Genomic DNA, 12,474 nt, shown 5'->3' with positions numbered 1-12,474 from the left:
AGCCACTTGACGGAAACGTCGCGGAGCCTAGCCTGTCGCCGTGGTTCCGCCAAGTGCCGAGCCTTGCCGTTTTGCCGGGGACGATGCCCCCCGCAAGGCTGCGGCCGGCATGACGTGGCGGGAAGACGGGAGCGCGTTCGGGTCCATGTCGCAAAACATCCTTTTGAGCCTGACGGCGCTGGTGGCCCTGTTGCCGGCGGCCTTCTATCCCTATCGCCGCATCGCGGGGCAGGGAGGGGAGGGGCGCGGCTGGTCCTTCTGGGGAGCCCTGCTGCTCGCCGCCGCAGGCCCGGGCATGTGGGCGATCCTCCAGGTCGCCGGACAATGGCAGACCGGATTCTCCACCGCCCTGTGGGTGACGACCGCCGCCTGCATGATGCTGTTCATCGGCCTCAGCCTGTTCCACCGCACCGCATGGCGGCTGGCGCCGCTGCTGCTGCCCTATCTGCTGGTGGTCTGCCTGTTCGCCACCCTGACGGAGGATGCGCCGGCCCCGGTCCTGCGCGGCAACGCGCCCGGCGTATGGATCGACCTGCACATTGCGGTGTCGGTCTTCACCTATGCCCTGCTGACGCTGAGCGCGGTCGCCTCGCTTGCCGCCGTGCTGCAGACGCGGGCGCTGAAGACCAAGCGGCCGACGCCGCTCAGCCGCTTCCTGCCACCGGTGGCGGAGAGCGAGCGGCTGCAACTGCGGCTGCTGATCGCGTCGGAGGTGGTGCTGGGTGCCGGCCTCGCCACCGGCATGGCGGTGCTGTTCTTCGAGCAGGGGCGGCTGTTCCGCACCGATCACAAGAGCCTGCTGTCGGTCGCGACCTTCGTGGTGATCGGCATCCTGCTGCTGGCGGAATACCGGACCGGCGTGCGGGGGAAGACTGCGGCGCGGACCATGCTGATCGTCTATCTGCTGGCGACGCTCGCCTATCCCGGCGTCAAATTCGTCTCCAACGTGCTGATCGGGCAATGGAGCTGGGGGTGACAGGGGGGAAGGCGCAAGGGGACGGGGACGAACCGAAGGCGCTGGTTGACGAAGAATTGGTCATGCTGCGGCTTGAATTGGCGGCAAGGGCCGGGGTTCCGCCGGATTTGGCCTTCCCGGGCGCCGCGCGCAGGGCTTCGCGCTTGCACACCGCCGCATCAGCGTGATAACTTGCTTAAAATGTTGGCACTTTGTTGTTTTGCCCATCAATCGGGCAGGTGAGAATGACCATACAAATCGGCCCAATCACGCTCGCCGGACCGGTGATCCTGGCGCCCATGTCGGGCGTGTCCGACCTGCCGTTCCGCCGTCTGGTGAAGCGCGCCGGCTGCGGCCTCGTGGTGTCGGAGATGATCGCCAGCCAAGCGATGATCCGCGAGAACCGCCAGACCCTGCGCATGGTGGAGACCGAGCCGGAAGAGTTCCCGATGGCCGTCCAGCTCGCCGGCTGCGAGCCCGAGGTGATGGCGGAGGCGGCGAAGCTGAACGAGGACCGCGGCGCCGCAATCGTCGACATCAATTTCGGCTGCCCGGTCAAGAAGGTGGTCAACGGCCATGCCGGCTCGTCGCTGATGCGGGACGAGGCGCTGGCCGGCCGCATCCTGGAGGCGGTGGCGAAGGCCGTCCGCATCCCGGTGACGCTGAAGATGCGCCTGGGTTGGGACGAGACCAACCTCAACGCCCCGCGGCTCGCCCGGATCGCCGAGGAGGCCGGCATCCGGATGGTGACGGTCCATGGCCGCACCCGCATGCAGTTCTACACCGGCACCGCCGATTGGACCGCCGTCCGTCCTGTGAAGGAGGCGGTGTCGATCCCCGTGGTGGTGAACGGCGACATCGACAGCTTCGAGGCTGTGGACCGTGCGCGCACCGAATCCGGCGCCGACGGCGTGATGATCGGCCGCGGCAGCTATGGCCGGCCCTGGTTCCCGTCGCAGGTCATGCATTACCTGCGCACCGGGGAGAGGCTGCCCGACCCGCCGCTGCACGAGCGGATGGACATCCTGCTGGAGCATTTCGACGGCATGCTGAGCCATTACGGCAGCGACGGCGGCATCAAGGTCGCGCGCAAGCATGTCTCCTGGTATTCGACCGGCCTGCGCGGCTCCAACGAGTTCCGGCAGGAGGTCAACCGGCTGGGCGATCCCGACGCGGTGCGTGCCTGCATCCGTGCCTTCTACGAACCGGCAATCGAAAGGATGGCCGCCTGATGGAACCCGTTCCCATGACCGCCCGGACCCAGCGCGGCCGGACCCGGTCAGCCGCTGCGCGGTCGCCCCGGCTGGAGTCCCTGGTGGTGCTGAACAGCCTGCCCGATCCGGTGCTCGTGGTCGATGGAAACGGTGAAATCCGTTTCGTCAACCTGGAGGGCCAGGAATTCTTCGACCTGTCCGCCAACGCGATGGAGGGCATGCCGCTGCCCGACCTGCTCCCGCCCGACAGCCCGGTGATGGGCCTGATCGAGCAGGTTCGCCGCGGCAGCCGGCGCGTGTCGCAGGATGCCGTCATCATCGACACGCCGCGCATCGGCCCGCACCATGTGACGGTCCAGGTGGCGACCATGGGCGACCCGGCCGACCATGTGGTGCTGACCATCCATGAACGGTCGCTGGCCCGCAAGATCGACCATTCTCTGACCCACCGGCACGCTGCGCGCTCGGTCACCGCCATGGCGGCGATGTTGGCGCACGAGGTGAAGAATCCGCTGTCGGGCATCCGCGGCGCCGCCCAGTTGCTGGAGGAGAATGCCAGCGACCAGGACCGCATGCTGACCCGCCTGATCTGCGACGAGGCCGACCGCATCGTGGCGCTGGTCAACCGGATGGAGGTGTTCTCCGACGAGCGGCCGCTGGAGCGCGCCGCCGTGAACATCCACACCGTGCTCGAGCATGTCCGAAAGGTCGCCCAGAGCGGCTTTGCCCGAAAAATACGCTTTGTCGAGCGCTACGACCCGTCGCTGCCTCCCGTTTACGGCAATCGCGACCAACTTGTGCAGGTTTTCCTGAATCTGGTTAAAAATGCGGCAGAGGCTGCACCGGAAACAGGCGGTGAGATCACGCTGACCACCTCCTATCAGCATGGGGTGCGGATGGCGCTGCCGGGTGGCGATGTGCGCCGGCACCTGCCGCTGCTGGTGACCGTGCAGGATAATGGCGACGGGATTCCGGAAGACCTGCAGTCGAACCTGTTCGATCCCTTCGTGACCAGCAAGGTCAACGGGACTGGCCTTGGTCTTGCATTGGTGGCGAAACTCATAGGCGACCATGGCGGAACCATAGAGTTCGACAGCCAGCCTCGCCGGACTGTCTTCAAGGTGTCGCTGCCGATGTATGATGATTCCAAGTTCGACGACCCGAAGATTTCCGAGGACGCCAAGACCTCCGAGGACCGGGCGATCTTCGACGCCGGCCCGCAGACCAGAGGCGGCCGGGGGAATCGTTGATGAGCGCGGCGACCATTCTCATCGCGGATGACGACCGCGCCATCCGCACCGTCCTGACGCAAGCGCTGGCCCGCCTCGGACACGAGGTGCGCACCACCGGCAACGCCTCGACGCTGTGGCGCTGGGTGGCCGACGGGCAGGGGGATCTGGTCATCACCGACGTGGTGATGCCCGACGAAAACGGCCTGGACCTGATCCCGCGCATCAAGAAGCTGCGGCCCGAACTGCGCGTCATCGTGATGAGCGCGCAGAACACGCTGATCACCGCGGTCAAGGCGGCGGAACGCGGGGCCTTCGAGTACCTGCCCAAGCCCTTCGACCTGAAGGAGCTGGTGTCGGTCGTCGAACGGGCGCTGAACGCCAACAATCCGCCGGCGGCGATGCCCGGCGGCGATCAGGAGAGCGAGGAACAGCTTCCCCTGATCGGCCGGTCGCCGGCGATGCAGGAAATCTACCGCGTGCTGGCCCGCCTGATGGGGACAGACCTGACGGTGATGATCACCGGCGAGTCCGGCACCGGCAAGGAACTGGTGGCGCGCGCGCTGCACGATTACGGCAAGCGGCGCAACGGCGCCTTCGTCGCCATCAACATGGCGGCCATCCCGCGCGAACTGATCGAATCCGAACTGTTCGGCCATGAGAAGGGCGCCTTCACCGGCGCCACCAACCGGTCGACCGGCCGGTTCGAGCAGGCGCAGGGTGGCACCCTGTTCCTGGACGAGATCGGCGACATGCCGCTGGATGCCCAGACCCGGCTGTTGCGCGTGCTGCAGGAGGGCGAATACACCACGGTCGGCGGCCGCACCGCGATCAAGACCGACGTGCGCATCATCGCCGCCACCCACCGCGACCTGCGCACCCTGATCCGCCAGGGCCTTTTCCGCGAGGATCTGTTCTACCGGCTGTGCGTGGTGCCGATCCGCCTGCCGCCGCTGCGCGAGCGGACGGAGGACATCCCGCTGCTGGTCCGCCATTTCCTCAACATCGGCATCAACCAGGGGCTTCCGGCCAAGAGCATCGACCAGGCGGCGATGGACCGGCTGAAGCGCTATCGCTGGCCCGGCAATGTCCGCGAGCTGGAAAACCTCGTCCGCCGGCTGGCTGCGCTCTATTCGCAGGAGGTCATCGGGCTGGACGTGATCGAGGCCGAGCTGGCCGACGCCGCCCCCGCTGCCCAACCGGTGGAGGAACCGCAGAGCGAGGGGCTGTCCTCGGCCGTCGAGCGGCACCTGCGCGACTATTTCGCCGCGCACAAGGACGGCATGCCGTCCAACGGCCTCTATGACCGGGTGCTGCGCGAGATCGAGCGGCCGCTGATCTCGCTCAGCCTGTCGGCGACCCGCGGCAACCAGATCAAGGCGGCGCAACTGCTGGGTCTGAACCGCAACACCCTGCGCAAGAAGATCCGCGATCTCGACATCCAGGTGATGCGCGGGATCAAATAGCGGCGGCATCGACCCGCCTGCGACCCGTCCGTGCCAAAATTGTGACACAGCCTAGGCGCGGACGGGTGGCAGGCCGCTGTGCATACCGTCTCCAACAGCCGGCATAGCGGTCCCTGTCCGAAAGGCAGAGCCATTGCGGCTTGGCAGAGCCGCAACAGAGGTGTATCTTTCCGGCAACAGATCAACGCCGGACCATGCCCTCGATTTCCGACAACGCACCGCCCGGCCTCGTGCCGGTTTGGCAGAAGATTTTCCTATGGTCCCGGCGGGTCGGCCTGGGCAAGCGGCTGGCATTTGCCCTGTCGCTGGCCGCACTTGCCGCCGGATTCGCCACCTATGCGGCGATGACCGAAAGCGCGCCCTTCGGACAGGCGAACCCGCGCACCGTTACGCTGCTGCTGACACTCGACCTTGCCATCCTGCTGACACTCGGCGTGCTGATCGCCCGGCGCATCGTGGCGATCCTGATCGGGCGGCGCCGCGGGCTGGCGGGGTCGCGGCTGCATAGCCGGCTGGTGCTGGTGTTCAGCCTGCTGGCGGTGGCGCCGGCCATCATCATGGCGGTCTTCTCGACCCTGTTCTTCTATGTCGGCGTGCAGAGCTGGTTCAGCGAGCGGGTGCGCACCGCGGTGAACGAATCCCTGGTGGTCGCCAGCGCCTATCTGCACGAGCATCAGCAGAACATCCGCGCCGACGCGCTGGCGATGGCCAACGACCTGTCGCAGGAGGCGCGTTTTTCCAGCGATCCCGAGCGGTTCGAGCAGGTCGTCGCCACCCAGGCGATGCTGCGCACCCTGTCGGAAGCCATCGTCTTCAACGGCACCACCGGCGCCATCGTCGCTCGCGCCGGCTACACCTTCACCCTGGAGTTCGAGCCGATCCCGGAGGAGAAGGTCCAGCAGGCCCGCAACGGCGAGGTCGCGCTGATCGTCAAGGAGACCGACGACCGTGTCCGCGCGCTGGTCAGCCTGGACCGGGTCTCCGACACCTTCCTCTATGTCGGCCGCATGGTCGAGCCGCGGGTGCTGCAGCACATGGCCTCGGCCGAGGGGGCGGTCAAGGAATACACGGCGCTGGAGAACCAGCGCGGCAGCCTCCAGGTCACCTTCACCCTGATCTTCCTGGTGGTGGCGATGCTGCTGCTGCTGGCCGCGGTATGGGCCGGGCTGAACTTCGCCACCCGGCTGGTCCGCCCGATCAGCGCGCTGATCGGCGCGGCGGAGCGGGTGCGGGCCGGCGACCTGACCGTCCGTGTCTCCGAGCCGCCTGGCGAGGACGAGTTCGTCCTGTTGTCGCGCGCCTTCAACCGGATGACCACCGAGATCGAGGGCCAGCGCCGCGAGTTGCTGTCGACCAACCGCCTGCTCGACGAGCGGCGCCGCTTCACCGAGACGGTGCTGTCCGGCGTGTCGGCCGGCGTGCTCGGGCTGGATGCCGATGGGGTCATCAACCTGCCCAACCTGTCCGCCGCCCGCCTGCTGGACGAGGAGGATCCCGACCGGATGGTCGGCATGCCGCTGGTCGAGCTGCTGCCCGACATGGGCGACCTGCTGGAGAACGCGCCGAAGAGGCCGGGCCGGGTCGTGCAGGACCAGATCCAGATCCGCCGGCCGGGCAAGCCGACGCTGACCCTGCTGGTCCGCATCGCGGCGGAGGTGCGCGGCGGCGACGTCCGCGGCTATGTCGTCACCTTCGACGACATCACCGAACTGGTCTCGGCGCAGCGCAAGGCAGCATGGGCCGACGTGGCCCGCCGCATCGCGCACGAGATCAAGAATCCGCTGACGCCGATCCAGCTCTCGGCCGAGCGGCTGCGCCGCAAGTACCTGAAGGAGATCTCCAGCGACACGGAGGTCTTCACCATGTGCACCGACACCATCGTCCGGCAGGTCGACGACATCCGCCGCATGGTGGACGAGTTCTCCGCCTTCGCGCGGATGCCGCAGCCGGTGATGAAGCCGGTCAACATCAACGATCTGGTCCGCCAGGCGGTGTTCCTGCAATCGAGCGCGCACAGCGGGAAGATCCGCTTCGAGACGAAGCTGCCGTCCGGACCGCTGACGGTGGCCTGCGACAGCCGCCAGATCTCGCAGGCGCTGACCAACCTGTTGCAGAACGCCGCCGACGCCATCGAGGGCCGTACGCCCGCAGCCGGCGGCGGCGACCTGCCGCCCGGTGAGGTGTCGATTGCGGTGGAGGATGACGGCGACAGGGTCGTCGTCACCGTCGAGGACAATGGCAGGGGGCTGCCCGGCGGCGAGCAGCGCGACCGGCTGACCGAACCCTATGTGACGACGCGGGCCAAGGGCACCGGCCTGGGGCTCGCCATCGTCAAGAAGATCATGGAGGACCATGGCGGCATGCTGACCCTGGAGGACCGCGAAGGCGGGACCGGGGCGCGGGTGACGCTGGTCGTTCCACACCCGGTTGCGGCCGTGGCGGACGTGAAGGCGGACGCGGGCGGACGCGATGACAGGCCGGCGGAGACCGGCGGAGAGATGAGGCACGAAGCCCATGGCGCATGACATTCTGGTCGTCGACGACGAAGCTGATATCCGGATGCTGATCGCCGGCATCCTGAACGACGAAGGCATCAAGACCCGTGAGGCCGCCGACGCCGATCAGGCATTCGCCCAGGTGGCGGCTCGCCGGCCGAGCCTCGTCGTGCTCGACATCTGGCTCCAGGGCAGCCGGCTGGACGGCCTGCAGATCCTGGAACAGCTGATGCGGGACCATGCCAACCTGCCGGTCATCATGATCTCGGGCCATGGCAACATCGAGACCGCGGTCCAGGCGATCAAGGTCGGCGCCTACGACTTCATCGAGAAGCCGTTCAAGGCGGACCGGCTGCTGCTGATGGTCGACCGCGCCATCGAGGCGGCCCGGCTGAAGCGCGAGAACCAGGAACTGAAGCTGCGCGCCGGCGGCGACGCCGAACTGATCGGCCGGTCCTCGGCGATCAACCAGGTGAAGCAGTCGATCGACAAGGTGGCGCCCACCGGCAGCCGGGTGCTGATCTCCGGCCCGCCCGGCGCCGGCAAGGAGGTGGTCGCCCGCCTGATCCATGCCCGCTCGCGCCGGGCCGGCGGTCCCTTCGTCGGGCTGAACTGCGCCACCATGCGGCCGGAGCGGCTGGAGATGGAGCTGTTCGGCACCGAGGCCGGCGTCGACGGTCCCGGCCGCAAGATCGGCACCTTCGAGCAGGCCCATGGCGGCACGCTGCTGCTGGACGAGGTCGCCGACATGCCGCTGGAAACCCAGGGCAAGATCGTGCGGGCCCTGCAGGAGCAGGTGTTCGAGCGGGTCGGCGGCGGCCAGCGGGTCGAGGTCGACGTGCGGGTGATCGCGACCTCCAACCGCGACCTCCAGGCCGAGATCGAGCAGGGACGCTTCCGCCAGGATCTGTTCTACCGCCTGTCGGTGGTACCGATCCGCGTGCCGTCGCTGGCCGAGCGGCGCGAGGACATCCCCGTCCTGGCCCGCCATTTCATGCAACGGTCCGCCGAGGCGTCGGGCCTGCCGGTGCGCGAGTTCGGCGAGGACGCGATGGCGGCGCTGCAGGCCTATGACTGGCCGGGCAACGTGCGCCAGCTCCGCAACGTGGTCGACTGGCTGCTGATCATGGCCCATGGCGACCCCAAGGAGCCGATCCGCGCCGACACCCTGCCGCCGGAAATCGGCGCGATCACCCCGACCGTGCTGAAGTGGGACAAGGGCGGCGAGATCATGGGCCTGCCGCTGCGCGAGGCGCGGGAGGTGTTCGAGCGCGAATATCTGCTGGCCCAGGTCACCCGCTTCGGCGGCAACATCTCGCGCACCGCCTCCTTCGTCGGCATGGAGCGTTCCGCCCTGCACCGCAAGCTGAAGTCGCTCGGCGTGCATGGCAGCGAGAAGGGGAAGATGTTCATCGAGTGAGTGGTGTGGACCGCCAACGTCCGTCATTCCGGCAACCTGTCGAGAGTTCTTCCTTGCCCTCCTCCTTCTCTTTGCCGCGCGCCGTCCTCTATGATTGGGACAACACCCTGGTCAGCAACTGGGACACAGTGCGCGCGGCGCTGAACCATGCGCTGGTATCGTTCGACCTGGATCCCTGGACCGCCGAGGAGGCGCGGGAGCGGATCAAGCAGTCGTTGCGCGACAGCTTTCCCCGCATCTTCGGCGAGCGCTGGACCGACGCGCGCGATCTCTTCTACGGCTATTTCGCCGAACATCATCTGGAGGGGCTTCGGCCGCTGCCGGGCGCCGAGGCCCTGCTGGCCCATTTCCACGAGCGCGGCGTCTATCAGGCGGTGGTGTCCAACAAGAACGGCAAGTTCCTGCGGGCCGAGGCCGAAGCGCTGGGCTGGACCCGCTATTTCTCCCGGCTGGTGGGAGCGCAGGACGCCGAGTTCGACAAGCCGCATCCTGCCCCGGTGCGGATGGCGCTGGAACCGGCGGGGATCGAACCCGGGCCGGATGTCTGGTTTCTCGGCGACGCCGACATCGACATGGAATGCGCCCATGGCGCCGGTCTCGTTCCGGTGCTAATAGGGCTCGGCGAGGGGAGCGGCTTCGACCGTTTTCCCCCCGCCCATCGCCACACCGACTGTACGGCGCTGCACGGCGTCCTGTATGGCTTGGTTGACGGCAATGGTGATACCATATCCCTTCAAACGGCTGTCGAGACGGTACCTGCGCGCACCAAACCTACACCGTGAAACGGGGAGCGGACCGCCTGAAGACAAGGGGTCCCAAGAACATTGAAGAAGGGGGCATGAAAAATGTCTGAAAAAAGCCAAAATGTGCAGGACGTGTTTCTGAACCACGTCCGTAAGAACAAGACTCCCGTAACCGTCTTTCTCGTGAACGGCGTGAAACTCCAGGGCATCATCACTTGGTTCGACAACTTCTCGGTACTTCTGCGGCGCGACGCGCATTCCCAGCTTGTCTACAAGCACGCGATCTCGACGGTCATGCCAGCCCATCCCATTCAACTTTTCGAGCCGCCCAAGGAAGGTGAAAGCGTCTGATCCCTTGACCAATGGCAACGGCGCGGCCCCGGAAGGCGCCGCGCGGGCCATCGTGGTCCACCCCGTCCTCCGCAACGAGGCGGACGGGGACATGCGTCCTCCCGAATCCCGGCTCGAGGAAGCGGTCGGTCTTGCCCAGGCGATCGAGCTGGACGTCGTCCATGCCGAATGCGCCAAGGTGAACCGGCCGCAGCCATCGACCCTGCTCGGCTCCGGCACGGTGGAGCAGCTGGCCCAGGTGGTGGAGGAAACCGAGGCGACGCTGGTCGTGCTCGACCACGCCCTGTCGCCGGTGCAGCAGCGCAACCTGGAACGGGCGCTGAAGGCGAAGGTCATCGACCGCACCGGCCTGATCCTGGAGATCTTCGGCGCCCGCGCCCGCACGCGGGAAGGCATGCTCCAGGTCGAGCTGGCGTCGCTGACCTACCAGAAATCGCGGCTCGTGCGGTCCTGGACCCACCTCGAGCGCCAGCGCGGCGGCTTCGGCTTCCTCGGCGGCCCCGGCGAATCCCAGCTTGAGCTTGACCGCCGCCTGATCGGCGACCGCATCATCAAGATCAAGAAGGAGCTGGAAGAGGTGCGGCGCACCCGCGGCCTGCACCGCAAGGCGCGGGCCAAGGTGCCTTACCCGGTGGTGGCGCTGGTCGGCTATACCAATGCCGGCAAATCGACGCTGTTCAACCGGTTGGCGAACGCCGACGTCTTCGCCCAGAACCTGCTGTTCGCCACGCTCGACCCGACCATGCGGCAGGTGACGCTGCCGTCGGGTCGCAAGGTGATCCTGTCGGACACGGTCGGCTTCATCTCCGACCTGCCGCACGGCCTCGTCGCCGCCTTCCGCGCCACGCTGGAGGAGGTGGACGCCGCCGACATCATCCTGCATGTCCGCGACATCGCCCACATCGACAGCGAGGCCCAGAAGGCCGACGTCCATGAGGTGCTGTCCGACATGGGCATCGACCCGGAAACCGATGACCGGGTGATCGAGGTGCTGAACAAGATCGACGCACTGGACGGCGAAAGCCGCGCGGCGGTGATGGCCCAGACCGGGCGCAATCCGCGTGCGGTCGCGGTGTCCGCCCTGTCCGGCGAGGGGATCGACGACCTCGACCGCCTGCTGGACCAGCGGATGAACGTCAACCGGCAGGTGGTCGACCTGTCGGTCGAGCTTGGCGACGGTGCGGCGCTCGCCTGGCTCTACGACAAGGGCGAGGTGCTGGAGCGCCGGGACGACGAGGAGCGGGCGCATCTGCACGTCTCCCTCGACCCGGCCGACCTTGCGCGGTTCGAGAAGCGGTTCCAGCCGCCCCCGGACTCCGCGGCGCCCTCCTCGGCGGCGCATTAGACGGTCCGCCGAACGGAAAGGGGTGCAACTCAAGGCTATGACCTGTTGCACCCCACTCCCGTCTTACGACGAATGCGGCGTGGTGATTTCCTTCTTGGCGCCCGATTATGGGAACGGAGCGATGCGCTCCCGTCAGGAGGACTGCCAATGCGGTTGCAAACCGACCCATCGTGCTTTTCGATCACGGCCTTCCTCGCCGATCAGGTTACCCTGGTGGCCCGCCAGGAGAAGTTGCCGCCGGGGGCCGCCCTGCTGCGGTTGCAGGAGCTTTCGCGCACGCCGGATGGACGGGCGGCCCTGATGCGCCTGATCGAAGCCGCGGCGGAGCAGGAAGCCAATCCCGACGAAGCAGCGAAGATCGGTGCGATCTGCCATGAGCTTGCCGCCTGGGGCTATGGCGAAGGCCGCCGCGGCCTCGGTGCCTACAGCGGCGATATCCACCGTGCCGCGGCCTGACCGCCGAGGCGGGATGGTTATTTGACACATGCTTGATTGATGACGGCACAGGCGTCGGCGGCCATAATGGGCCGTCCGTCATCGCCACGGTTCCGTCTTGCTCCGTTTCCCCCTTCGTTCCGTCCTCACCGGTGCCGGCTGCCTGTTGCCGGCGCTGCCGGTGTTGCTGGCATTTGCATTGCCGGCGGGGGCCGAGCCTCCTCCTCCGGGAATGCCGCTTCCACCCGGCTATGTCGAGGAGCCCGACGTTCCGCCGGAAGACCCCCTGCCGCCGCCGCCCGAGCCGCTGTCGGTGGCGCCCGACGAGCCGCTGGTCGTGGCGCCGGATGCTGCCGGCTTGCTGAAGGAGTGCAAGCAGCAGACCTTCACCGACTGCTTCCGGCTGTGGCAGCCGCCCCCGCCGCCACCTCCCCCGCCGGAACCGGAAAAGGACACGGCCACCGCGCCGCCTCCCCCGCCGCCTTTCGACCCGAAGGCCCCGCGCGAACCGGCGCAGGGCGGCCCGGTGCCTCCCTCGCCGTCCGATCCGGCCAAGGAGGCCGCCGCGGCAGCCGCCGACCGCGCCACCTTCGACGCGCTGTCGAAGGCGCTGAAGGACAGCGGTCTCGACGGCAAGGTGATGCTGACCAACCCCGGCGGCGGCGATCCGACGCTGAAGCTGGACAGCACGACGGGCAAGCCGGCGACCGCCACCAAGCGCTGAGCGTCAGTCCGGCCCGACACCGGGGTTCGATGGCCGGCTTCCGGTCAATCCGGGGTGGCCCGCAGGCCGGTCCGCGGGCAAGATGCCGACGACCCCC

The 12,474-nt window shown here is 67.6% G+C and carries 11 protein-coding genes; all 11 read left to right on the top strand.

The window, feature by feature from the left end:
- The first annotated feature begins 145 nt into the window (after window positions 1-145).
- The 11 genes from ABMY26_RS20975 (at window position 146) to ABMY26_RS20925 (ending at window position 12,377) form a co-directional block, all read left to right on the top strand.
- The gene (locus ABMY26_RS20975) at window positions 146-976 is read left to right on the top strand and encodes an inner membrane protein YpjD (protein ID WP_045580093.1); all 831 of its coding nucleotides are present in this window, start codon (window positions 146-148) and stop codon (window positions 974-976) included.
- A gap of 224 nt (window positions 977-1,200) precedes the next feature.
- Complete coding sequence (dusB, locus tag ABMY26_RS20970; protein ID WP_372396598.1) at window positions 1,201-2,187, top strand: tRNA dihydrouridine synthase DusB; 987 nt, start codon at window positions 1,201-1,203, stop codon at window positions 2,185-2,187.
- On the top strand, window positions 2,187-3,419 hold the full coding sequence (locus tag ABMY26_RS20965; protein WP_372396597.1) for a nitrogen regulation protein NR(II): 1,233 nt from the start codon (window positions 2,187-2,189) through the stop codon (window positions 3,417-3,419). The genes dusB and ABMY26_RS20965 overlap by 1 nt, the downstream gene beginning before the upstream one ends.
- Window positions 3,419-4,864: a nitrogen regulation protein NR(I) gene (gene ntrC / locus ABMY26_RS20960; protein ID WP_045580096.1), complete on the top strand. Its 1,446-nt coding sequence runs from the start codon at window positions 3,419-3,421 to the stop codon at window positions 4,862-4,864. Before ABMY26_RS20965 ends, ntrC begins: the two co-directional genes overlap by 1 nt.
- A 194-nt stretch (window positions 4,865-5,058) precedes the next feature.
- On the top strand, window positions 5,059-7,389 hold the full coding sequence (locus ABMY26_RS20955) for an ATP-binding protein (protein ID WP_372396596.1): 2,331 nt from the start codon (window positions 5,059-5,061) through the stop codon (window positions 7,387-7,389).
- Window positions 7,379-8,779, top strand: a complete 1,401-nt coding sequence (locus ABMY26_RS20950) for a sigma-54-dependent transcriptional regulator (RefSeq protein WP_372396595.1) — start codon at window positions 7,379-7,381, stop codon at window positions 8,777-8,779. The genes ABMY26_RS20955 and ABMY26_RS20950 overlap by 11 nt, the downstream gene beginning before the upstream one ends.
- 53 nt (window positions 8,780-8,832) lie before the next feature.
- Window positions 8,833-9,561, top strand: a complete 729-nt coding sequence (locus ABMY26_RS20945) for an HAD family hydrolase (protein ID WP_372396594.1) — start codon at window positions 8,833-8,835, stop codon at window positions 9,559-9,561.
- A 63-nt stretch (window positions 9,562-9,624) separates the two neighbouring features.
- Window positions 9,625-9,873: an RNA chaperone Hfq gene (gene hfq / locus ABMY26_RS20940; RefSeq protein ID WP_012974114.1), complete on the top strand. Its 249-nt coding sequence runs from the start codon at window positions 9,625-9,627 to the stop codon at window positions 9,871-9,873.
- Window positions 9,874-9,925: 52 nt separating this feature from the next.
- On the top strand, window positions 9,926-11,218 hold the full coding sequence (gene hflX / locus ABMY26_RS20935) for a GTPase HflX (RefSeq protein WP_082108947.1): 1,293 nt from the start codon (window positions 9,926-9,928) through the stop codon (window positions 11,216-11,218).
- Between the two features lie 147 nt (window positions 11,219-11,365).
- Window positions 11,366-11,674 (top strand): hypothetical protein, encoded by a 309-nt coding sequence (locus tag ABMY26_RS20930; RefSeq protein WP_372396593.1) that lies wholly within the window; start codon window positions 11,366-11,368, stop codon window positions 11,672-11,674.
- 97 nt (window positions 11,675-11,771) lie between these two features.
- On the top strand, window positions 11,772-12,377 hold the full coding sequence (locus tag ABMY26_RS20925) for a hypothetical protein (RefSeq protein ID WP_372396592.1): 606 nt from the start codon (window positions 11,772-11,774) through the stop codon (window positions 12,375-12,377).
- Window positions 12,378-12,474: the final 97 nt, after the last annotated feature.

The sequence above is a fragment of the Azospirillum sp. HJ39 genome (assembly GCF_041507355.1).
GTDB lineage: Bacteria > Pseudomonadota > Alphaproteobacteria > Azospirillales > Azospirillaceae > Azospirillum > Azospirillum thiophilum.
The sequence above is the reverse complement of the archived record's forward strand: the minus strand, read 5'-3'. Positions and strand labels throughout refer to the sequence as shown.

What these genes read in the sequence shown, in the direction of transcription:
- ABMY26_RS20930 (WP_372396593.1), top strand. Translation starts at nt 11,366, where the DNA reads ATGCGGTTGCAAACCGACCCATCGTGCTTTTCGATCACGGCCTTCCTC.
- ABMY26_RS20965 (WP_372396597.1), top strand. Translation starts at nt 2,187, where the DNA reads ATGGAACCCGTTCCCATGACCGCCCGGACCCAGCGCGGCCGGACCCGG.
- ntrC (WP_045580096.1), top strand. Translation starts at nt 3,419, where the DNA reads ATGAGCGCGGCGACCATTCTCATCGCGGATGACGACCGCGCCATCCGC.
- hfq (WP_012974114.1), top strand. Translation starts at nt 9,625, where the DNA reads ATGTCTGAAAAAAGCCAAAATGTGCAGGACGTGTTTCTGAACCACGTC.
- ABMY26_RS20955 (WP_372396596.1), top strand. Translation starts at nt 5,059, where the DNA reads ATGCCCTCGATTTCCGACAACGCACCGCCCGGCCTCGTGCCGGTTTGG.
- ABMY26_RS20975 (WP_045580093.1), top strand. Translation starts at nt 146, where the DNA reads ATGTCGCAAAACATCCTTTTGAGCCTGACGGCGCTGGTGGCCCTGTTG.
- ABMY26_RS20950 (WP_372396595.1), top strand. Translation starts at nt 7,379, where the DNA reads ATGGCGCATGACATTCTGGTCGTCGACGACGAAGCTGATATCCGGATG.
- dusB (WP_372396598.1), top strand. Translation starts at nt 1,201, where the DNA reads ATGACCATACAAATCGGCCCAATCACGCTCGCCGGACCGGTGATCCTG.